Source organism: Streptomyces sp. NBC_00358, from assembly GCF_036099295.1.
Lineage (GTDB): Bacteria > Actinomycetota > Actinomycetes > Streptomycetales > Streptomycetaceae > Streptomyces.
This window is the reverse complement of the sequence record NZ_CP107976.1, coordinates 2,280,549-2,303,107: the sequence shown is the minus strand read 5'-3', so window position 1 is coordinate 2,303,107 and position 22,559 is coordinate 2,280,549. Positions and strand designations below refer to the sequence as shown.

Below are 22,559 nucleotides of genomic sequence, written 5' to 3'. Positions count from 1 at the left end.
CCGCACGTACTTCTGGAGAAGCCATGAACATCTCTCTCGCCTGGCTGCCTGTCGAAGAGTTCACTCGCATCCTGGACGGCATCGACGATCCGCACGACCGCAGCCAGGCCTTCGCGGACGCGTCCCGTGTCAACGCCCTCTACAGCATCATGCGCGCCGGATCGGGCCACATCGGATCCAGCTTCAGCGCCGCCGACATCGTCGCCTGGCTGCTGCTGAACGAGATGAACTCGCCCTTCGCCGACGACGGCGACGTCTACTTCTCCTCCAAGGGACACGACGTACCCGGCCTCTACGCGTCCTACATCGGGCTCGGCGCACTCCCCGAGGAGAAGCTGCACCAACTGCGCCGCCTCGGCGGTCTGCCGGGCCACCCCGACGTCAGCATCCCGCACATGCACGCGAACACCGGCTCGCTCGGCATGGGCATCTCCCGCGCCAAGGGCATGATCCTCGGCGACCGGCTGACCGGCGCGAGCCGTCGGGTCTACGTCCTGACGGGCGACGGCGAGCTCCAGGAGGGCCAGAACTGGGAAGCGCTGGCCGGTGCGGTGCACCACGCAATGGGCGAACTGACCGTGATCGTCGACCACAACAAGATCCAGTCCGACACCTGGGTCGCCGACGTGAGCGACCTGGGCGATCTGGAAGCGAAGTTCCGCGCCTTCGGCTGGGGCGTCCTGCGTTGCGACGGCAACGCGCCGCGCGAACTGGACACGGCGTTCCGCCTCCGGGAGAAGCAGTACGCCGGCAGTCCGGCCGTCATCGTCGCCGACACGGTCAAGGGAGCGGGAACAGGCGTCTTCGCGGCGACGTCCATGGCCGAGGGAGAGTGGCGCTACCGCTTCCACAGCGGAGCCCCCGCCCGCGAGGACTACCGGCGCGCCCACGACGAACTCGTCGCGTCGTTGAACTCGCTCCTCCAGCGGCACGCACTCGCCCCGGTCCGGCTGGTGGCCGTGGACGTCGAGCCGCCGGCCAAGGCCGCGGGGCCCCAGCTTCCGCAGGTCTACGGCCGTGCCCTGGCCGACCGCGCGAAGAGCGACGAGCGGATCGTCGCGCTCGACGCCGATCTCGTCCTGGACACCGGCCTGATCCCCTTCGCGCAGGAGGTGCCCGACCGCTTCTTCGAGTGCGGCATCGCGGAACAGGACATGGTGTCGACGGCCGGTGGTCTGGCGGCCAGGGGCCTGCTGCCCTTCGTGCACTCGTTCTCCTGCTTCCTGCACGCGCGGCCGAACGAGCAGATGTACACCAACGCCTCCGAAAACCGGAAGATCGTCTATGTGGGGTCGCTCGCGGGCCTGATCCCCGCCGCACCCGGCCACTCCCACCAGGCGGTCCGTGACGTCAGCGCGCTCGGCGCGATCCCCGGGCTGGTGGTCCTGGAGCCGGCCAACTCGGCCGCCGTCGAGGCAGCGCTCGACCATTGCGTCGAGTCGACGTCGAGTACCTACCTGCGGCTCGTCAGCACCCCCGTCCCCGCCGAGGCGGAGGAGCTGGGCGCCGAGCCGCTGACCCTCGGCCGCGGCCGCGTCGTACGGGCCGGGGGCAGGGCCGTCGCCATCGGTTCCGGACCCGTCGTGCTCACCCAGCTGATCCGCGCTGCCGGACTGCTTTCCGCCGAGGGCATCGAACTGACCGTGGTCGACCTGCCCTGGCTCAACCGGGTCGACTCCGGCTGGCTGGCCGAGCTGGCCGGCCGGTCCGGCGTTCTCTTCGTCGTCGAGAACCACTACACCCACGGCGGCCAGGCGGACCTGATCGCCCGGTCCCTGCTGGAACTGGGCCTGCCCGACACCCCCGCCTTCGAAGGAATCGGCCTCACCGAAGTGCCCAAGTGCGGCACCGAGGCGGAGGTCCTGGACGCCCACGGACTCAGCGCACGACACCTCGCCGAGCGGTTCCTGACCCGGATCCGCCCCGTCGCACATCAGTGACCGGCCTGCCCGCATCCGACCACCGCGAGAACGAACAGGAATCATGGACACCATCTACAACGAGTTGAAGCGGCCCCCGCAGGAGATAGTCGACGGCTTCCGGGAGCTGCTCGCCGAGTACAGCCCCAGCTGTGTCGTCACCGACGGACAGCGGCGCGCGGGAGCCATCGGCGGCTTCCAGGTCGTCCGGCACGACCAGAAGATCGCGGGGCCGGCCTTCACCATCAACCTCTCGATCGACGACTGGGTGAACACCCTGCCGATCCTGTCCCGCGCCCAGCCCGGTGACGTCATCGTCATGGCCTGCCACGGTCTGGCCACCACCGCCATGTGGGGCGGTCTGACGGCGACGGTCTCCCACAAGTTCGGCGTCGCCGGCGCCATCATCGACGGCGCCGCCCGGGACATCGACGAGATCCGCGACATCGGTTTCCCGCTCTGGTACCGGACCACCTCGCCGCGGCAGTCCCCGGGCGCCGTCCATGACCGCATCGAGCCGGTCCAGGTCAACGTCCCCGTGTCGGTCGGCGGCCAGGTCATCTTCCCCGGCGACATCATCGTCGCCGACGAGAACGGTGTGGCCACCGTGGCCTCGCAGCGGGCCGCCGAGGTGCTGGAAGGCTCCCGGGACGTGGCGCGCCGGGAGAACGAGATCCGTGACCGGATCGCGTCCGGTGCCACCGCCGCCGATCTGCGGGCCGAGTTCGGCAACCTCTGAGGAGAAACAGATGCGCCTCTACATCACCGGCGCGGACGGCAGCCTCGGCACCGCGCTGACCAGGGAACTGAGCGCCGACCCCCGTACCGCCGAGTGGACCGTCAAGGGCGTCTCCGTCACCCACTTCGACATCGGTGACGAAGCCGCGACGACCGCCTCGATCAGTGCCTTCCAGCCCGACCTCGTCCTTCATCTCGCGGCGATATCCATCGTCGCGCCGTGCGAGACCGACCCCGGCCTCGCCCTGCGCGTCAACGTCTCCGGTGTGCATCAGGTGGCCGAAGCCTGCCGTGCGGTCGGCAGCCGACTGGTCTACATCTCCAGTGACTACGTCTTCGACGGCGCGGACGCCCCGGCGGAGGGCTACCGGGAGACGGACGTCCCCAACCCGCTGAGCGTCTACGCCCTGACGAAGCTCGCCGGCGAGCAGATCGCCGCGCACGTGCCCGAGCACCTGGTCGTCCGCACCTCCTGGCTCTTCGGCGGCTCCGCGGAGAACAACGACGACGTACTGGCGACGATCCGGGCGGCACAGCGCGGGGAGCAGCAGGAGCTGATCAGCGACCAGTACAGCCGCCCCACCTACACCGTGGACCTGGCCCGTGCCCTCATCCATCTGATGACGCGGGACGAGTTCCCCACCGGCGTCGTACACGTCGCCAACGAGGGCCGGGCCACGCGCCACGAACTCGGTGCGTACGCCCTCATGCAGTACGACCCGAAGCTGAACGCGGACCATCCGCCCACCGCGATCTCCTTCGACGACTGCGAGTTCGTCGGCGGCCGGCCCAGGACGTCGGCCTTCAACACCGAACTGCTCGCCGAGCTGGGCCACTTGATGCCCCGCTGGCAGGACGCCGTCGACCGCCACTGCGCGGATCTGTACCAGCGGGACTCCTCCGAAAGGACCACGGCATGAGAATCCCCCTCGGCCGCGGCGGCTCCAGGCCGCTGTGGAGCAACTGGGCCCGCTCCGCGCATTGCGCCCCGGCCCATCTGGTACGGGCGGCGCAGGAACAGGACATCGTCGACGCGATCGAGTACGCGAGGAGCCGGGGGCTGCGGCTCCGCGCCGCCGGAACCGGTCACTCCTTCAACCCGATCGCGACCACGGACGGCCTGCTGCTGGACATGACGGGCTACGACGGGATCGTGGCCCTCGACCCGACGACACCATCGGTGACGGTGCGGGGCGGCACACTGCTGCGCGAGCTGAACTGGGCCCTGGACAAGGCCGGACTGGCCCTGTCCAACATGGGCACCCTGGAGGAGCAGACCGTCGCAGGTGCCATCTCGACCGGCAACCACGGCAGCGGACTGCACCACGCGCCGTTCTCGGGGCACGTGCTGGGGCTGACCCTGGTCACGGCCGACGGCAGTGTCCGCTCGTGCGGTCCCGATCACGAGCCGGACCTCTTCCGCGCCGCGGTCACCTCGCTCGGCGCGCTGGGCGTCATCTCCACCGTCACCCTGCGCTGCGTGCCCAAGTTCAACCTGCGGGTGACGGAGGGCAGCAGGCCGCTGGACAGCATTCTTGAGGACATCGAGGCGTACGCGGGCAGCGCCGAGCACGCCACGTTCTCGCTCAAGGGCTGGAGCGACAACGCCTCGACGCTCAAGCTCGAACCGACCGACGCGCCTGTCTCGCCCGACGCGGCGCGCCTGCGCCGGGCCAACACACTGGGCGAGGTGCGCTGCGCCACGGCAGGGCTGGCCGGACGAGTCGACCAGCGGTTCGTGCAGCGGTTCATGACAGCGCAGGTCGGTGGCGACTCCGGCCCGGCCGACTACGTGGACGTCAGCTACAACGCGTTCACCTTCCCGCAGCCGGTGAAGTTCCTGTCCCTGGAGTACGCCCTGTCGCTGGACGCCGCCACCGAGGCGGTACGGCACGTCCACGACGACGTGAAGCGGTTCGGGCTGCGCACGCCCTACTCGATCACCGTCCGTTTCAGCACGGGCGACGACTACCTGCTCAGCCCCGCCCAGGGCCGGACCACCGCCTACGTCAACATCACGGTCCCGCGAACCGTCGCCTACACCGAGCTCCTGCGCGTCTTCGAAGCGGCTCTGCGGGACCATCACGGGCGTCCGCACTGGGGCAAGGCGCACACCGCGACGGCCGCGACGGTCGCCGACCTCTATCCGGGCTGGAAGGAGTTCCAGGACGTCCGCGCCGAACTCGACCCGGACGGCATGTTCTCCAGCGACTACGTCAGGCGGGTGCTCGGCGGTACGCGGGGTGCCTCACTGTGACCTCTGCGGGCGCACTGCTGTGGGACTTCGACGGGCTGGTCTGCGACACCGAGCGTTCCGCGCACCGGTCGTGGGAGACCCTGTACGGCCGGCACGGCCTGGACCTCCCCGACACCGTCTGGGCGGTCATGACCGGCCGGGCCTCCGGTGAGGTCCACGCGATCCGTGACCTGTCGGTCAGGCTCGGCCGGGACCTGACCGAGCGGGAGCGCGCCGAGCGCCGCGCCGACAAGGCCCGTCTCGCGAACGAAGAGCCTCTGCGGCCCGGGGTGGCGGCGCTGCTGGAGCGGGCGGCCCGGCACGGTGTGCCGTGCGCGATCGTCTCCAGTTCTCCGGCGGCCTGGGTGCTCGGACACCTGGAGCGTCTGGGCGTGGCGGACCGGTTCGCGCTGGTGGTCACGGGAGATCAGGTCGAGGCGCGCAAACCCGCCCCGGACCTGTATCTGCGGGCCCTGGAGCTGCTGGGCCGCCCCGCGGACACGTGCCTGGCCCTGGAGGACTCGCCGCTCGGTGTGGCGGCCGCGAAGTCCGCCGGGCTGGCCTGCGTGGCCGTGCCGAACGCCATGGGCACACCCGCTCCTCTCGCGGCCGCCGACCTGGTCCTCGACAGCCTGGAACACCTGGAGCGCCTCGACATTCCGGTGCGCACAACGAAAGTGACAGCCGCATGACGAACGAACACGAGCAGGGCGCGACCGCCATGTCCATCATGGACTCCCTGGTGCGGGGAGACCGCGCCCACCCCGACTGGCTGTGGCGCAGTGGCTCACTCGTCCCCTGGGCCGAGTCGAGCATCCACGTCAACGCCGTGGGCCACGCCTCGGTGGCCTCGGTCTTCGAGGGCATCAAGGCGTACGTCTCCCACGACGGGGCGGGCCTGCTTCTCTTCCGCCTCGACGAGCACCTCCGGCGGCTGTACGAGTCCGCGCGCATCGTCCGTATCGACATCCCCTACGGGATCGAGATCCTGCGCGCCGCGGTGATCGAGGTGCTGCGGGCCAACGCCTACCGTGAGGACGTGTATCTGCGGCCCTGGGCGTTCCCTGCCGGGATCGTCCAGGAACAGATGGTGCCCGCCGGCGTCACCTGCGAACTCGTCGTGGACAGCTGGACCTTCCAGAGCGGACTGGGCACCGAGCGGGGCTGTCGTGCGGCGGTCAGCTCGTGGACCCGCATCAACGAGGCGTCCATGCCCCCGCGCGTGAAGGCGTTCTCGAACTACCACAACGGCCGTCTCGCCATGCTGGAGGCGCGGGAGAACGGCCACGACTGGCCCATCCTGCTCAACGAGCGGGGCAAGGTCAGTGAGGGCCCGGGCGCCTGTATCGCCCTGGTCCGCGACGGGGTGGTGTCGACGCCCTCCACCACCAGCGGAATCCTCGAAAGCCTGACCCGTGACACCTCGATCACGCTGCTGCGCGAGCTGGGGCACACCGTCGTGGAACGTGAGGTCGACCGGACCGAGCTGTACCTGGCGGACGAGGTCTTCTTCATGGGCACGGGCTGGGAGATCCTGCCCGTCACCACGGTGGACGGTCTCCAGGTGGGCGACGGGACCGCCGGCCCGCTGACCCGGCGACTGGACACGGCGTACGGCGACGTCGTCCGGGGACGTTCACCCCGCCACAAGGACTGGCTGACCGAGCTCCCCTTCTGACCGGAATGCTCCTCCTGTCTTTCGCATCCACCCCATCGCTTGGAGAAAGCCGCATATGACGTCGTATCGCCAGAACCGGCCGCGGGTGAGTCACCTTCTCGTGGTGGGTGACGAGCGTGACATCGTCGCGCGAGCACGTGAACTCGACCCGGAGCTGAGGACGAGTGTCCTGTGCGCGGCTCAAGAGGTCGGCAGGGTACGTGACTTCACGAAGCACTCCAGGGTCGTCGTCCTCGACGACCGCTCCCCGCTGGAGGAGTGGGTCGCCGCGTCGCGCTTCGTCCACGCGGCGGACACGGTGGACCGGATCGTCTGCTTCGGCGAGGAAGGGCAACGGGCGGCTGCCGCCATCGCCGACGAGCTGGGACTGGCCTGGCACTCCGGCGAGACCGTGCGCGCCGTCGACAGCAAGTGGCACATGAGGCAGCGGCTCGCCGAGGCCGGGGTCGACGACACTCCCTGCGTGCTGACCTCGACGGCCGAGGAGATAGCCGCCTTCGGCGCTCGGGTGGGCTATCCGCTGATCTGCAAGCCCGCGGGCGGCGTGGGCAGCCAGGGCGTGGTCCGCCTCGACGACGCCGACGACATCGCCGGCCTGCTCGCCACCACGCTCGCCGCCGCTGCCGCCCTGCCGAACGGTGACGTCCTCGTGGAGCCCTTCCACGCCGGGCGGGAGTACAGCGTGGAGTGCCTGAGCGAGGACGGACGGCATCTCGCCCTGTGCGTCACCGAGAAGTTCCTGGCACCGGGCGGCTTCGTCGAGGTGGGCCATGTGCTCCCGGCACGGCTCGCGGAGGGCGAGGAGCAGCGGATCCTCGGCACGGTCACGGCCGCACTGGACGCGCTAGGCATCCGCGAGGGCGTGAACCACACCGAGGTCATCGTGACCGAGCACGAGGTGCGGGTCGTCGAGACCCACCTGCGTCAGGCCGGGGACCGGATTCCCTATCTGCTGAGGGACGCGCGCGGTGTGGACATCGTCGACGCCCTGGCGCGGCAGAGCATCGGCCTCGGCGCTCTCGACGGGGTCCGCGCCCAGGTGGAGAAGGCGGCCGTCGACGGTCGTTTCGGGGCGATCTGGTACGCGACCCCCTCCGCCGCCGGAGAGGTGCTGGAGGTGCGTGGCGTCGAGGACGTGAAGGGCCGCCCCGGCATCAGCGACGCGGTGGTCCGTGTCGCACGGGGCGACCGTGTCCAGCCGATCACTTCCTCCGCGTCCCGCCCGGCCCATGTGTGGGGAGTGGCGGACACGCCGGACGAGGCCCTGGCCCTGGTCCGACAGGCCGTGGCCGACCTGAAGTTCGTCGTCGCCGTGCCGGGCGGCAGCGCGTGACCGCCGACGGGGGCGCCCGCGGCCTGCGGGCGATCGCCGCGGGTGTGCGCAACAGCTCCGCCGCCGAGCGCACGCTGGTGGCGAGCTGTCTGTCCGACTCCATGGGCACCGGTCTGTTCGCCGGGCTCGCCGCCGTCTTCTTCACCCGGGTCGCCGGTCTGAGCACCACTCAGTTCACCCTGGGCCTGTCGCTGGCCGGTGCCGTGGGCTTCCTGCTGACGCTGCCCACGGGCATCGTGGGCGACCGGATGGGCGCGCGCCGCACGCTGATCGTCATCAACCTCTGGCGTGCCGTCGGGTTCGCGGGCTACGTGCTGGTCACGTCCTTCCCGGCCTATCTGGTCGTCGTCCTGCTGACCGCGGTCGCCGACCGTACCGCCGGCGGCGTCAGCCAGGCCCTGGTCGCGGACGTGGCCGGGGACGAGCGCCGCATCAAGCTGATGGCCGTGGTCAGGTCCACCCGCAACGTCGGGTACGCCCTGGGCGGGCTGGCCGCGGGCGTCGCGATCGCCGCGGGCAGCACCCTGCTGTACCGCTGCACGCTCCTGGCGATCTCTCTCTTCTACGTGCTCTGCGCGGGCCTGCTGATGCGCATCCGGGAGAAGCACCGTGTGACGACGTACAGGAAGAGCAAGCGGAGCTGGGCTTTCAGAGACCGCCGCTATGTGGCGTTCACCGGGCTCAACTCGGTGCTCAGCCTGCATGTGACGACGCTGAACGTTCTGCTCCCCCTGTGGATCCTCTCGACCCCGTCCCTGCCGGACTCGCTGGTGTCGCTGCCGCTGATCCTCAACACCGTGCTGGTCTCGCTGCTCCAGCTTCCCGCCACCCGGCACATCTCGGACGTGGCCCGGGCGGGCCGGGCCGCCCTGGCCGCGGCGGTCCTGACGGCTCTGGCCGGCGCGGCCTTCCTGGCCACGCGGTGGTGGGACCGTACGTCGGTCGTGGCGGTCGCTGTCCTGTTGGCCGGGGTGCTGGCGCTGACCTGGGCCGAGATGTGGCAGTCGGCCTCGTCCTGGCAGATCTCCATGGACCTCGCGCCGGAGGCGGACCGGTCCCAGTTCCTGTCGACGTTCAACCTCAGCACCACGGCGGAACGCGTCCTCGGCCCCGCGCTTCTCCCGGTGCTCGTCATGTCGGGCAGATCCTGGGGCTGGCTCGTTCTCGGCGCTCTGGTCCTGGCGTCCGGGGTCGCGACGTGGTGGCTCTCGCGGCTGCACGACCGTGGTCCGTTCCCGCATCGTGACTCGGAGCCGCTCCCACAACTGCGATGATGCTCAAGGATGTTGTCGGCACAGTGGGGTAGGAGAGCACGTTGACCGTTGCTGATGTGGAGTTGTCGGAGCCTCGGGTGAGTGAGACGGAGGCGCCGAGCGCTCCCCTGAGATCTCCGACGCGGCTGTCGGTCGCGGACGTCCTGACCTTGGGCAACGCCGTGTGCGGCTTCGCCTCGGTCTACTTCACGACGACCGCGGTGCTGATTCCCCACCTGTCCAGCGACGAACGGGCCGGCACCATGCGCCAGGGTGCGGCCGCGGCGGTGATGCTCGTCCTGCTCGCCTCGCTCTTCGATCTGTGCGACGGACTCGTCGCCCGCCGCTTCCGCAGCTCGGGCATGGGTGCCGAACTGGACAACCTCTCGGACCTGATCAGCTTCGGCCTCTCGCCCGCCTATTTCGTGGTGGTGTGGGGCATCGTGAGCGGATTCCCCCTGATGCCGGTCGTGGCGGCCGCGGTGGCGGTCCTGCTCGCCGGGCTGCTCCGGCTGGCCCGCTTCTCCGTCACGGAGATGCGCGACGGCATGTTCCAGGGGATGCCCATCCCCTTCGCGGCACTGACCGTGCTCAGCCTCTCCCTGCTCGAACTGCCTTTCGTGCTCACGATCCTGAGCGTGCTGGCGGTCGCCTGGCTGATGGTCAGCCGCATCGAGTATCCGAAGCCCAGCGGACGGTGGGCGGTGCTCACGGTCTGCTGGATCGTGGTGAACGTCGGCTGTCTCGTCTCCTGGGCGGCCGGCGCGCCCGGAGCGGAAGGGACGATGGTGATCGGCTGCATGCTGCAGGTGGCGCTGGCGGCTCTGCTGCCCGTCGTGGCCCTGGCCCTCCACATTTCGAACCGGCGTACGCCCTCGGAGGCGTAGGCGCCGATACCGAGCGCTTCCCGACGGTCCGGCACGGTTCACCGTGCCGGACCGTTCTTTCATCGAGGTCGAACTCTCCCTCACAGAGGCCGAGTTCGAGGAGCTGTGGCCCGCCACGGCCGGTGCCCGCCTGGTGAAGACACGCCACTCGGTGCCGTATCGCCGCCGTGGTAGCCCTGGGAGGCGGGCTGCGTCAGGCGGTCGCGCGAGGGGACAACGGATCCTCCCGAACTCAGAGCCAGTCCTTCCGCTTGAAGATGACGTACAGACTGGTGCAGACGACCGCCATCAGGAGGATCGCGAAGGGGTACCCGAGCACCCAGTGCAGCTCCGGCATGCGGTCGAAGTTCATGCCGTAGATGGTGCCGACCAGCGTCGGGGCGAACAGGATCGCCGCCCAGGAGGAGATCTTCTTGATCTCCTCGTTCTGTTCGAAGCCCGCCTCCGCCAACGCCCGCATCTCGGCGTTCTGCTGCTGGGTGACCAGGGTCGCGTTGACGGTGAGGATGTCGGTGAGGGCCTGGCGGAAACCGTCGACGCGTTCGCTGGTGTGGGTGACGTGGTCGGCGACGTCGCGCAGATAGCGCTGGAGCTCCTCGTCCGTGCGGTACTTGGCGAAGCCCGCCATCAGGCTGTGCAGCATGCCCACCAGCGGACGGGTGGCGCGCTGGAACTCGACCATCTCGCGGGAGAGTTCGTAGATGCGGCGGGACACCGCGGGGTCGCCGCGGAAGACCTCGGTCTCGATCTCGTCGATGTCGTTCTGGACGCCGGTGACCACCGGGGCGTACCCGTCGACGACGGAGTCGAGGATCGCGTAGAGGACGGCCTCGGGGCCGAGCCTCAGCAGTTCCGGGCTGCCCTCCATGCGGCGGCGCACCGCCGAGAGGTCCGGCGCCGCGCCGTGCCGGACCGTGATCACGAAGTCCGGTCCCACGAACACGTGCAGCTCGCCGAAGTCGACCTCCTCGACCGCGTCCAGATAGCGGGCGGCGCTCAGGACGACGAAGAGCGTCTCGCCGTAACGCTCCAGCTTCGGGCGCTGATGCGCCTCCAGCGCGTCCTCGACGGCCAGCGGATGAAGGTCGAACTCGGCAGCCAGCGAAAGGAGTTCGGTCTCCGTCGGACGGGCCAGGCCGATCCACGCCATACCGTCCGGCTGCTCGCGCAGTTCACGGAAGGTCTCGGCCAGCGACGCGGGGGTCGACACCCGCACCCCGTCGCGGTACAGCGCGGCCTGGACCACGCTGGCGACCTCGGCGGGATCGGGCGCGGGAAGGGAGGGGTCGGTCGTTGGAGGCCGCGGGGCCGGCGCGGACGGCGGGGTCAGGGCGCGCCGCCAGACGGACATCCGGGTGGCCTTCGCAGCCTTCGCACCCGCGGAGACGTCCGCCTCCGCCGGGCGGCCCGTGTCCCTCGGGCTCTTCCGGTTCTTCGAGGCTTGGCGGGCGCGTCGCTCGGACATCGCGGCTGCCTCCAGGGTCGAACGTACATCTGTGTGATCCCGGAGCAGGATATACGGGGCATACGTTCCGTGAGTCCTCGGCGGTATCGGGATGCGGTGAGAGTTGCGGACGGAAGGTGTCCGCAAGCGGCGTTAGCGTGCCGCTATGACGAAGACGACCACGACGGCCCCCGTGCTCGGCACCCGCGCCCTCAACCGCGCGACCCTCGACCGTCAGCTCCTGCTGCGCCGCTCCCCGCTGTCCGCGACGGCCGCCGTCGAGCACCTCGTAGGTCTCCAGGCGCAGAACGTGAAGCCGCCGTACTACGCCCTCGCCGCCCGGGTGGACGGTTTCCGGCCCGAGCGGTTGTCGGCCGCCATGGAGGCGCGCGACGTCGTCCGCATCGTCACCATGCGCTCCACCATCCACACGCACACCGCCGAGGACGCCCTCACCCTGCGCCCGCTGGTGCAGGCCGCCCGGGACCGGGAACTGGGCCAGTTCCGCACGGGGCTCACCGGTGTCGACCTGGACCGGCTCGCCGCGATCAGCCGTGAGCTGGTGGAGGCCGAGCCGCGCACCATGAAGGAGCTGCGCGAGGCGCTGCTCGCCGAGTGGCCCGACGCCGACCCGTTCGCGCTGTCGATCGCGGCCCGCTGCACCCTGCCGCTCGTCCAGGTCACCCCGCGCGGGCTGTGGGGCCGCAGCGGCCAGGTCGCCCTCACCACCGCCGAGCACTGGCTGGGCCGCCCCGCCGAGCCGGCCCCGGCGGCCGACGCCACCGTGCTGCGCTACCTCGCCGCGTTCGGGCCCGCCTCGGTCAAGGACATGCAGACCTGGGCCGGTCTGACCCGGCTCCGCGAGGTGTTCGAACGGCTCCGGCCCCGCCTGGCGACGTTCCGTGACGAGAACGGCGTGGAACTCTTCGACCTCCCCGACGCGTCCCGGCCCGACGCGGACACCCCCGCGCCGCCCCGCTTCCTGCCCGAGTTCGACAATCTGCTGCTGTCCCACGCCGACCGCTCCCGGGTCGTCCCGGCCGACCTCAAGGGGCGTACCTGGCAGGGCAATCAGGCCTACTGCACCCTGCTCGTCGACGGATTCCTGGCCGGCCTGTGGAAGCTGGAGGAGGGCGCGCTCGTCGTCGAACCCTTCGGCGGACTCACGAAGACGCAGCGGCACGAGGTCACGGAGGAGGGGGAGCGGATGCTCGCGGCGATGCACGAGGGGGAGGGGTACGAGGTCCGGTTCGGCACGGTCGCCCGGCCCTGAGACCCCGTCGTGCCGTGCGACCTGACGTTTCTGCCACCTGAGGTGCCGGCGGACGGTTGGGGGGCTGCGGGGAAGCAGCCGTCCGCCGGCAAGAGTGAGGGGCCGTCGAAGGAGAGGCCGAGGTGGAGAGGTCGAGAGGTCGAGGTGGAGAGAGGCCCAGGGAGGAGAGGGCGAGCGGGGCGCCGAGGTGGGGAGGCCGAGGTGGATGAGGGGCGTTGCGGGCCGCTCGTGGAGGCTCGCAACGCCCCTCGGCTTCTACCTGAGGGGTGCTCAGGAGTTCATTGTTCGCTACGAGTTGACCTGTGTGGTCACGAGGCTGGAGAACGTGGCGAGGCGGGTGTAGACGCCCGGGTAGCCGGCCTCCGCGCAGCCCTCGCCCCAGGAGGTGATGCCGGCCAGCACGCCGCCGATGAGCAGCGGGCCGCCGCTGTCGCCCTGGCAGGTGTCCACCCCGCCGGAGGCGTAGCCGGCGCACACCATGTCGGAGGCCACGAAGTCGGAGCCGTACGAGCTGGAGCAGCTGGAGTCGGACACGATCGGGACGGTCGCGGTGCGCAGTTGGTTGGAGGAGCTGCCGTTCTCCGAGGTGGTGCCCCAGCCGACGATGCGGGCGGTGGCTCCGGTCGCGTAGAGGCCGGTGTCCGAGGAGGAGACGTACTTCGCCGGGGTGTACGACATCGACGTGGCGAGGGTGAGCACGGCCACGTCGTCGCCGTTGGTGGCGTCCGTGTAGCCGGGGTTGATCCAGATCTTGCTGACCTTGCTGACGGTGCCGTTCGTACCGTTGAGGTAGGTTCTGCCGCCGACCACACGGACGCTGCTGGTGGACTCTCCGGCCATGCAGTGGGCGGCCGTCACGACCTTGTTGGCGGCAACCAGGGTGCCGCCGCAGAACTGGTTCTGCGAGGCGTCGGTGATCTGCATCATGAACGGGTACGCGGTGGTCGTGGTCGTCGTGCCGCCGACGATCGGCTGGGGCGCGGCTGCGGCGGAGGGGGCGCCGAGCAGCGTGGTCGTGGCGGCTGCGGCGGCCGCCGCACAGACGGCGGCGGTCTTTTTGGCGCGGTCGAGCCCGAACATGGGTCTCCTTGAAAGTTGCCGGTGGGGGGACGCACGGGTGTGGGGGGTGAGTCACAGCGCCTCTGGATGGGGCGCCGTGTGCCCGAGCGAGCGGCACGCCCACACGGTAGGGCGTGGGACCGCTCCCTCCCAATGAGGGAACCCCCTAGTGGAGGCGGGGAGGGAAAACCCTTGCTCGGGGCGAGCCGTGTTTGACGCGGGCGCCGTCCGGTTGGTCCCGGCCCGGGAGCCCGCCCGCTGACGCCCGTGCACCCGACGGATCACCCAGCAGCTCTACCGTCCTGGTCCGGAGCTCTACCGTTCCACGCCCGAGCGTCACCGTTCCGGCCCGCACTCTCACCGTTCCGGCCGCTTCCCGCGGGCGGCCGGTCCACGGAGCCGGGCCGTGGCCCGCCGGCCCGGTCCCTTCCCGCCACCGGTCGCGTCACCGTATTGCCTCGCACGTTCACCGTTCCGGCCGCTTGTGGCCGCGGGCCGCGTCACGTTCGGCTCGTACCCCTCACCGGCCGGGCCGCCCCTCGGGAGGGGCGCGCCACGGCGTCGGCCGGCATCTCACCGGTCCGGCCGCCACCCAGCGATCCGTGCCGGTGCCCGTGCCCGTGCCGGTGTCCGCGTCACCGTCCCGGGCCCCACGCTCTCGCCGTCGGCCCCGGAAGGCCCCGGATGGGCAGAGGGCAGAGGGCAGAGGACGGTGGGCGGCGGACCCGGACCCCCTCGGGGCAGCGGACCGCCTTGGACGGCAGCGGACAGCCCCGGACGGCAGCGGACCGCCCCGGAGAGCAGCGGAAGGCCTCGCACGCCGACGGAAGGCCCCAACCGGAGGCGGGGGAGACCCGGTCGGCGGCCGGAGGTCTCAGCCGGGTCTGCGTTCCGCCGCCAGCCGTACGATGTCGACCCGCGACCGTATCCCCAGCTTCCGGTACACCCGGGTGAGCGTGGCCTCCACGGTCTTGACGCTGATGAACAGGCGCGCCGCGATCTCACGGTTGGTGGCGCCCTCCATGACGAGGGCGGCCACCTGGCGCTCGGTCGCCGCGAGGGTGTCGAGGGCGGCGGAGGCGAGGGGCGGCGCGACCGGAGGGGGCGCGGACGCCGTCTCGACCTGGCGGAGCCAGGGCAGCGCACGGCACCGGCGGAACAACCGCGCCGCCTCGTCGTAGGAGGTGGGCCCCGGCCGGAGGGTACGCAGACCGGCGAGGGCGTACGCGGCGCGGGCCTCCTCCAGGCCGTAGCCCAGTTTGGCGAGGCGGTCCTGGGCCGATGCCAACTGGCGTTCCGCAGGCCCCTGTTCACCGCGCGCGGCGCGGACCAGGGCCTCGGCGCGGTCGAGTACGGCGAGCACGCTCTCGCGCTCCAGCCGCAGCGCGCGCCGGCGGGTCACGTCGATGACGTCCTGTGCCTCCGCGGTCTCGCCGATCCTGACCAGGGCCTCGGCGAGGTCCCCGTGCCAGCGGCCGCGGGCGGGGTCGACGACACCGAGTCCCTCCTCCAACTCCCTCACCCGGCGCAGCGAGTGGACCGCGTCCGCCGCGTCCCCGGCGACGAGCTGGGCGTGCCCGAGGGCGCCCAGGGCGCGCGAGAGGTAGACGAGGTCGCCGTCCTCCTCGGCGCGGTCCACGGCCTCGTGGGCGAGGGCGAGCGCCCGGTCCAGATCGCCGCCCGCCGCCTCGGCGAGCGAGGTGAACATGGCGGTGGCCGCCTCGCCGATGCCGGTGTCGCGGGCCAGCCGAAGGCTCTCCCGGGCCAGGTCGAGGGCGCGGCCGCAGTGGCCGGAACGCAGTTCCGTCTCGGCCAGGCCGCGCAGGAAGTGCAACTCGCTCTCGACCATGCCGCGCCGCTGCGCCTCGCGCAGCAGCGCGGTGATCGCCGTACGGGCCTCGGCGAGCCGGTCGCCCATGACGAGCCAGCGGAAGCGGGCGGCCCCGGCGCCGTTGTGGTCGCAGGCGACCCGGGGGTCCTGCGGTTCGCGCATCGCCCGCTGGATCGTCGAGGGCGCGTCCGGGTGCCCCATCAGCGTCTCCATCTGCGCCTGGAAACCGAGGGCCAGGAGTTCGGTCCGCCGGTCCCCGGCGCGTGCCGCGAGCCGCGCCGCGTGGGCGGCCTCCTCACGGGACTTGGTCATCTCGCCATCCATGAGTAGGGCCCGCCAGGCGAGTTGGTAGCGGACGAGGGCGAGCAGCCCCGGGTCGTCACCCGCGTCGGCGAGCGCCTGCGGGAAGACGGCGTCGATCTCGGACATGGCCTGTCCCGCGGCGTCGACGACGACCATCCAGGCCCGGACCCGCTCGGCGGGCGCGGTGGCCCGGGACAGCACCTGGCGCGCGATGTCCCGCGCGAGGTCCGTCTCCCCGGCCGTCAGCGCGTCCTCGGCCGCCTGCAGGCGCCGTTCGTCCGGGCCCGGCCGGGTGTCGGCCGGGCTGTGCCGGGCGGCGAGCAGCCCGAGCCCGACGGCGACGGAGGGGGCGCCGCGGTCACGGGCGGCGGCCGCGGCCTCGCCGAGCCGGGCCGCGACCGCGGGGTCCGTGCCGGTGGTGGCCAGGGCGAGGTGCCGGGCCCGTTCGATGGGGTCGGAGGCCGCCCGGGACAGTGCGGCGTGCGCGGCCCGCCGCTCCTGGGCGTCGGCCTCCGCGTACAGGGCGGCCGAGACGAGGGGGTGCGCGAACCGTATGCCGGGTGTCTCGCGTTCGGTGGCGAGGAGCCCGAGGGCGGCGGCCGAGGCGGTCTCCGCCTCGGCGTTCTCCCGGCCTGCGGCGTGCAGCAGGGCCAGCGTCGGACGGGCTCCCGCGCTCACCACGAGCAGGGTGCGGCGGGCCTCGGCGGACAGCATGTCCAGCCGGCTGAGGACGAGCGCGCGCAGCGACGTCGGGACGGGCAGCGGCTCGCCGGGGGACGGCCGGGTCGGGGACTCGGCGAGGGCGCGGCCCAGCTCCAGGGCGAAGAGCGGGTTGCCGCCGCTGGTGCGGTGGATGTCCCGCACGGTGGAGCGGGGCAGGCCGGTGTAGCCGCGCTGGCGGAGGAGTTCGGCCACCTGGGCGCGGGCCAGCGGGGCGACCCGCAGGGCCAGGGTCTCCGGCACGGACGCGCGGAGGAAGCGGTCGTGGTCCTGCGTCTGCGGCTCGGTCTCCGTACGGACCGCGCAGAGCATGCGGACGGGCGTGCCGCCGAGTCTGCGGGCGGCGAAGCCCAGCAGTTCGGCGCTGGCCGGGTCCAGCCACTGCAGATCGTCGGCGACGATCAGCACCGGCCCCCGGGCGGCCAGGGCGCGGAACGCCGACAGCACCGCGAGGCGCAGTGCGAGACCGTCGCGCTGGAGGGTGGATTCGCCGCGCCCGGTGAGCGCCGACTCCAGGGCGGTGCGCTGCGGGGCGGGCAGCCGGTCGGCGATCTCGTCGACGACCAGACCGAGGAGGTCGGCCAGTGCGAGGAAGGGGAGATGGGATTCGGACTCGGTGGCCGAGCACCGCAAGACGGTCCGTGCCGATTCGGCGCATTCGGCGGCCAACGCCCGCAGGACGGTCGACTTTCCTATTCCCGCCGGCCCGTGCACGAGCACACTGCCGCCGCCCGAGAGCTGCTCACGGGCCCCCGCGAAGAGTTCCTCCCGGCCGATGACCAGGTCGGGGCGCGGTCTCGCAGGTTCCTTGAAGTCCCCTCGCACGGTCACCACTCCCCTCGTGTGTCGTGTCCTGGCCAATATTAGGCAATGTCTCTTTGAATTTCGGACAGTCTGGGTGGTGAGGGAAATAACAACGGTCGCGCATAAGTCATTTCAAGGTCCGGACGCTTGAATGACGAGCGCCAGGCCGGGTGGTGCGCTAGGGCAGTACACCGGCCCGGCGGGCGGCGACGACCGCCTCCAGACGGGTGTGCGCGCCGAGCCTGCGCATCGCCGACCGCAGATATCCCTTCACCGTCTCCGGGCGGAGCCCGAGCCGCTCGGCCGCCACGGCGTTGGTCGCGCCCGCCGCGACGCAGGCGAGCACATCCACCTCGCGCGGAGCGAGTCCGACCGCGCGCGCCGCACCCGCCGACGGTGTCGCCGCGTCGGCCAACCGGCCGCACACGGACAGGAGTTCGGCCCGCAGTTCCTGGTCGGTGATCCGCGGGGCCAGTGCCCGCAGAGCGCCGTGCGCCTCGCGCACCTCCTCCCACGCCGCGCCTCCCGCCTCTCCCGGCGCCTGGCCGGCCGCACGGACGGCGCCGAGCAGATCGCGGGCCTCGTCCCGGACGACCAGCGCCTGCTCCACGTCCCGGGCCGCCGCGACGGCCGCCCCGAACGTGCGGTCACCGAGGGGCTGGGCCGTCCGCAGGGCGCCGTACAGCACCCCGCGCACCCGGCGCCGTACGACGACGGGAACCGCGAGGACGGAACACAGCCCCTCCGTGGCCACCGCCATGTCGTACTCGTGGCTGATCTGCCGGGAGGCCGAGTAGTCGCTCACCGCGCAGGGCCGGGCGAGGGCCACCGCCTTGCCGCCCAGGCCGTTGCCCGAGGAGACCGCGAGCGCGCTGAGCGCGGGCGTCGCCGTGCCGCTCAGCTCGCTGATGCGCACCAGCCGGCCGCCGGCGTCGATGAGGCCGCCGAACGCGACCGGCAGCCCGGTGGCACGTCTCAGCCGCGCCAGCGCGCCCCGCATCTCCACCGACTCGGCCGTGTCTGCCACCTGCTCTCCCCTTCACTGCGGCGCACCCCCCGTTCGGGGGTGGTGGGACCTGCATCACGGAATACACGATGGTAGGCGGCGGTCCGGCAACGAGGAGGACACATGACGGCGACAACGGGCAGGGCGGACGCGTTCCGTGCCGCGCGGGACTTCCTGCTGGAGCACCGCGCGGACTACACCACGGCCTACGAGGGGTTCGGCTGGCCCCGCCCGGAGCACTTCAACTGGGCCCTCGACTGGTTCGACGCCATCGCGCGGGACAACGACCGCACCGCCCTGCACATCGTGGAGGAGGACGGCGGGAGTGTCGAGGTCTCCTTCGCCGCGATGTCCGAGCGCTCCGACCGGGTGGCCAACTGGCTGCGGGACCGGGGCGTGCGGGCCGAGGACCGCGTCCTCGTCATGCTCGGCAACCAGGTCGAGCTGTGGGAGACGGCGCTGGCCGCGATGAAACTGCGCGCCGTCGTCATCCCGGCCACCCCGCTGCTCGGCCCCGCCGACCTGGCCGACCGGGTCGAACGCGGCAGGGTGCGGCACATCGTCGTCCGGGCCGAGGACACCGCGAAGTTCGACGAGGTGCCCGGCGACTACACCCGTATCGCGGTCGGCGGCAGCCGCCCCGGCTGGCAGTCGTACGAGGAGACGGCAGCCGCCGATCCCGTCTTCGAGCCCGACGGCCCCACGCACGCGGACGACCCCCTGATGCTCTACTTCACCTCGGGCACCACCGCTCAGCCCAAGCTCGTGGAGCACACCCACGTCTCGTACCCGATCGGGCACCTGGCCACCATGTACTGGATCGGGCTCCGGCCGGGGGACGTCCATCTGAACATCTCCTCACCCGGCTGGGCCAAGCACGCCTGGTCGAACCTCTTCGCGCCGTGGAACGCGGAGGCGACCGTCTTCCTGTACAACTACACGCGCTTCGACGCGGCCCGTCTGATGGCCGAGATGGACCGGGCCGGCGTCACCACCTTCTGCGCCCCGCCCACCGTGTGGCGCATGCTCATCCAGGCCGATCTGAGCCTGCTGCGGACCCCGCCGCGCGAGGTCGTCGCCGCGGGCGAGCCGCTGAACCCCGAGGTCATCGAGCAGGTGCGGCGCGCCTGGGGCGTCACCGTCCGGGACGGCTTCGGGCAGACCGAGACCGCCGTCCAGGTCTCCAACAGCCCCGGTCAGCCCCTCAAGACCGGCTCCATGGGCCGGCCCAGCCCCGGCTTCCGCGTCGAACTGCTCGACCCGGTCTCCGGCGCGCCCGGCGCCTCGGAGGGCGAGATCTCCCTCGATCTGTCCGAGCACCCCGTGGGCCTGATGACCGGCTACCACGGCGACCCCGACCGTACGGCGGAGGCGATGGCCGGCGGCTACTACCGCACCGGGGACATCGGCTCGCGCGACGCCGACGGCTACATCACCTACGTCGGCCGGGCCGACGACGTGTTCAAGGCCTCCGACTACAAGATCTCGCCCTTCGAGCTGGAGAGCGCGCTCCTGGAGCACGAGGCGGTCGCCGAGGCCGCCGTGGTCCCGGCCCCCGACGAACTGCGCCTGGCCGTCCCGAAGGCGTACATCGTCCTGGCCGCCGGTTACGAGCCGGGCCCCGACACCGCCAAACTGCTCTTCGAGCACGCGCGCTCGGTCCTCGCGCCGTACAAGCGCATCCGCCGCCTGGAGTTCGGCGAGCTGCCCAAGACCGTCTCCGGCAAGATCCGCCGGATCGAGCTGCGCGAGGCCACGGCCGCCGGCTCGGACGCCGAGTACCGCGAGGAGGACTTCCGGTGAGTGAACTGTCGTACGCGCACGGGACGAGCGGCACCACGCTGCTCGGCGACACCATCGGGGCCAACCTCGACCGGGCGGTCCAGGCCTGGCCGGACCGCGAGGCGCTCGTCGACGTGCCGTCCGGGCGGCGCTGGACGTACGCCCGGTTCGGCGCCGACGTCGACGAGTTGGCGTACGCGCTGCTCGCGTCCGGAGTCGCCAAGGGCGACCGGGTGGGCATCTGGGCGGTCAACTGCCCCGAGTGGGTGCTCGTCCAGTACGCCACCGCCCGCATCGGCGCGATCATGGTGAACATCAACCCCGCCTACCGCACCCATGAGGTCGAGTACGTCCTCGACCAGGCCGGGATCTCCCTGCTGTTCGCCTCCCTCAGCCACAAGAGCAGTGACTACCGGGCGATGGTCGAGGAAGTGCGGGGCAGGTGCCCGCGGTTGAGGGAGACCGTGTACATCGGCGACCCGAGCTGGGACGCGCTGGTGAGGCGCGGAACCCCCGACCTGTACGAGGAACTTCACGTCCGGGGGAGCGAGCTGTCCTGCGACGACCCCATCAACATCCAGTACACCTCGGGGACCACGGGCTTCCCCAAGGGGGCCACGCTCTCCCACCACAACATCCTCAACAACGGCTACTTCGTGGGTGAGTCGATCGCCTACTCCGAGCAGGACCGGGTCTGCATCCCCGTGCCCTTCTACCACTGCTTCGGCATGGTGATGGGGAACCTGGCCGCCACCTCGCACGGCGCGTGCATGGTCATCCCCGCGCCGTCGTTCGACCCGGCGGCCACGCTGCGGGCCGTACAGCAGGAGCGGTGCACGTCGCTCTACGGCGTCCCCACCATGTTCATCGCGGAGCTGAACCTGCCCGACTTCGCGACGTACGACCTGTCCAGCCTGCGCACCGGCATCATGGCGGGCTCGCCCTGCCCGGTCGAGGTGATGAAACGGGTGGTCGCCGAGATGCACATGGAGGAGGTCTCCATCTGCTACGGCATGACGGAGACCTCGCCCGTCTCGCTCCAGACCCGCCGGGACGACGACCTGGAGCACCGCACCGGCACGGTCGGCCGGGTGCTTCCGCACCTGGAGGTGAAGGTCGTGGAACCGGTGGACGGGGTGACACAACCCCGCGGCACCGCGGGGGAGTTGTGCACCCGCGGCTACAGCGTGATGCTCGGCTACTGGAACGAGCCGGAGAAGACCGCCGAGGCCGTCGACGCGGGCCGCTGGATGCACACGGGCGACCTGGCCGTGATGCGCGAGGACGGATACGTCGAGATCGTCGGCCGCATCAAGGACATGATCATCCGCGGTGGCGAGAACATCTACCCGCGCGAGATCGAGGAGTTCCTGTACGCCCATCCGAAGATCGCCGACGTCCAGGTGGTCGGCATCCCGCACGAACGCTACGGCGAGGAGGTGCTCGCCTGTGTCATCCCGCGCGATCCGGCCGACCCGCTCACCCTGGACGAGCTGCGCGCCTTCTGTGAGGGCCGGCTGGCGCACTACAAGATCCCCAGTCTGCTGCGCGTCCTGGAGACCTTCCCGATGACCGTGTCGGGGAAGGTGCGGAAGATCGAACTGCGGGAGACGTACGGGGAGTAGGCGCCCGGAGCGCCCTTGTCCGTGCCCGGTCCGTGCCCGTGTTCCGCCCGCGCCCGGTTCCTCGTCCGGTGTTCAGCCCGTGACGGCGATGAGTTCGTCGGCCGGGCTGTTCACCGGTTGGGGGGTGCCCGTGAGGTCCAGGACGAAGAGGGGGACGCCGAGGGTGTCGGCGCGGGCACGGGCGTCTTCGGCGTACCCCGCGAGGGAGAAGAACACGCAGTCCGCCGACTCCGTCATGGCGGTCAGCCAAAGACACTCCACATCGCGCAGCGAGGCCGGCCGCACGGTGGGGTCCACCTGGGCCAGGATGCCGCGCGCGGCGAGCCCGATCCCGGACGGGGGCCGCTGGTCCGCGCGCCGGATGTCGCGATAGCCGAGCCAGCCCAGATACAGCGCGGCGGTGGTCACGGCGTCGCGTGCGGTGCGGATGGTGACCGGCTGGAACGCCGGCCGGCCCTCGTCCCCGTCGCCGCGTCCGCCGCCGCCCCGGGTCCCGCCGCCCCGGGAACCCCGGTCTTTGCGCGGGGCCCACGCGCCGCCCCGAGAGGAACCGTCCCCACCATCCGGGTCCCCGCCCCGGCGGCCGTCCCGGGGCGCCCGGGGCCCGGCCTTCGGGGTCCTGCCCTGGTCGGTGTTCCGGGGTGCGCCGGGCTCCGCCTTGGGGTCCT

General features: G+C 71.6%; 16 protein-coding genes and 1 pseudogene. 12 read left to right on the top strand and 5 right to left on the bottom strand.

Features of this window, described 5'->3' with window-relative positions; all coding sequences use genetic code 11:
- Positions 1-23: 23 nt before the first annotated feature.
- The 9 genes from OHT01_RS09620 to pssA all read left to right on the top strand — a co-directional run bounded on the left by OHT01_RS09620 (position 24) and on the right by pssA (position 10,044).
- A complete protein-coding gene (locus tag OHT01_RS09620; protein ID WP_328552708.1) occupies positions 24-1,940 on the top strand; it encodes a transketolase C-terminal domain-containing protein in 1,917 nt (638 codons plus the stop codon).
- 43 nt (positions 1,941-1,983) lie between these two features.
- Positions 1,984-2,658: an RraA family protein gene (locus OHT01_RS09615; protein ID WP_328552707.1), complete on the top strand. Its 675-nt coding sequence runs from the start codon at positions 1,984-1,986 to the stop codon at positions 2,656-2,658.
- 10 nt (positions 2,659-2,668) lie between these two features.
- Complete coding sequence (locus OHT01_RS09610) at positions 2,669-3,577, top strand: SDR family oxidoreductase (RefSeq protein WP_328552706.1); 909 nt, start codon at positions 2,669-2,671, stop codon at positions 3,575-3,577.
- Positions 3,574-4,914: a D-arabinono-1,4-lactone oxidase gene (locus OHT01_RS09605; RefSeq protein WP_328552705.1), complete on the top strand. Its 1,341-nt coding sequence runs from the start codon at positions 3,574-3,576 to the stop codon at positions 4,912-4,914. Before OHT01_RS09610 ends, OHT01_RS09605 begins: the two co-directional genes overlap by 4 nt.
- Positions 4,911-5,585 carry an HAD family hydrolase gene (locus tag OHT01_RS09600; RefSeq protein ID WP_328552704.1) on the top strand — a complete coding sequence of 225 codons (675 nt, stop codon included), beginning with the start codon at positions 4,911-4,913 and terminating at the stop codon, positions 5,583-5,585. The genes OHT01_RS09605 and OHT01_RS09600 overlap by 4 nt, the downstream gene beginning before the upstream one ends.
- Positions 5,582-6,571, top strand: a complete 990-nt coding sequence (locus OHT01_RS09595; protein ID WP_328552703.1) for a branched-chain amino acid transaminase — start codon at positions 5,582-5,584, stop codon at positions 6,569-6,571. The genes OHT01_RS09600 and OHT01_RS09595 overlap by 4 nt, the downstream gene beginning before the upstream one ends.
- A gap of 103 nt (positions 6,572-6,674) precedes the next feature.
- Complete coding sequence (locus OHT01_RS09590; protein WP_328552702.1) at positions 6,675-7,904, top strand: ATP-grasp domain-containing protein; 1,230 nt, start codon at positions 6,675-6,677, stop codon at positions 7,902-7,904.
- Positions 7,901-9,178: an MFS transporter gene (locus tag OHT01_RS09585; protein ID WP_328552701.1), complete on the top strand. Its 1,278-nt coding sequence runs from the start codon at positions 7,901-7,903 to the stop codon at positions 9,176-9,178. Before OHT01_RS09590 ends, OHT01_RS09585 begins: the two co-directional genes overlap by 4 nt.
- A 77-nt stretch (positions 9,179-9,255) precedes the next feature.
- Positions 9,256-10,044 carry a CDP-diacylglycerol--serine O-phosphatidyltransferase gene (gene pssA / locus OHT01_RS09580; protein ID WP_328552700.1) on the top strand — a complete coding sequence of 263 codons (789 nt, stop codon included), beginning with the start codon at positions 9,256-9,258 and terminating at the stop codon, positions 10,042-10,044.
- Between the two features lie 232 nt (positions 10,045-10,276).
- Here the strand turns inward: pssA and OHT01_RS09575 are convergent, their stop codons facing one another.
- Entirely contained in the window at positions 10,277-11,509 is a 1,233-nt protein-coding gene (locus OHT01_RS09575) for a magnesium and cobalt transport protein CorA (protein WP_405915757.1), read from the bottom strand.
- Positions 11,510-11,654: 145 nt separating this feature from the next.
- Between OHT01_RS09575 and OHT01_RS09570 the strand changes: the two genes are divergently transcribed.
- Positions 11,655-12,761: a winged helix DNA-binding domain-containing protein gene (locus tag OHT01_RS09570; protein ID WP_328552699.1), complete on the top strand. Its 1,107-nt coding sequence runs from the start codon at positions 11,655-11,657 to the stop codon at positions 12,759-12,761.
- Between the two features lie 288 nt (positions 12,762-13,049).
- Here OHT01_RS09570 and OHT01_RS09565 read toward each other — a convergent pair whose 3' ends face one another.
- The 3 genes from OHT01_RS09565 to OHT01_RS09555 all read right to left on the bottom strand — a co-directional run bounded on the left by OHT01_RS09565 (position 13,050) and on the right by OHT01_RS09555 (position 18,478).
- On the bottom strand, positions 13,050-13,841 hold the full coding sequence (locus tag OHT01_RS09565) for a S1 family peptidase (protein ID WP_328552698.1): 792 nt from the start codon (positions 13,839-13,841) through the stop codon (positions 13,050-13,052).
- An 853-nt stretch (positions 13,842-14,694) separates the two neighbouring features.
- Complete coding sequence (locus OHT01_RS09560; RefSeq protein ID WP_328552697.1) at positions 14,695-17,505, bottom strand: helix-turn-helix transcriptional regulator; 2,811 nt, start codon at positions 17,503-17,505, stop codon at positions 14,695-14,697.
- Between the two features lie 151 nt (positions 17,506-17,656).
- Entirely contained in the window at positions 17,657-18,478 is an 822-nt protein-coding gene (locus OHT01_RS09555) for a helix-turn-helix transcriptional regulator (protein WP_328558069.1), read from the bottom strand.
- Between the two features lie 129 nt (positions 18,479-18,607).
- Between OHT01_RS09555 and OHT01_RS09550 the strand changes: the two genes are divergently transcribed.
- On the top strand, positions 18,608-20,287 hold the full coding sequence (locus tag OHT01_RS09550) for an AMP-binding protein (RefSeq protein WP_328552696.1): 1,680 nt from the start codon (positions 18,608-18,610) through the stop codon (positions 20,285-20,287).
- Positions 20,284-21,891 (top strand): AMP-binding protein, encoded by a 1,608-nt coding sequence (locus OHT01_RS09545; protein ID WP_328552695.1) that lies wholly within the window; start codon positions 20,284-20,286, stop codon positions 21,889-21,891. Before OHT01_RS09550 ends, OHT01_RS09545 begins: the two co-directional genes overlap by 4 nt.
- Positions 21,892-21,963: 72 nt before the next feature.
- Here OHT01_RS09545 and OHT01_RS09540 read toward each other — a convergent pair.
- Positions 21,964-22,344, bottom strand: a pseudogene (locus OHT01_RS09540) (hypothetical protein); the annotation flags it as partial.
- Positions 22,345-22,559 lie beyond the last annotated feature (215 nt).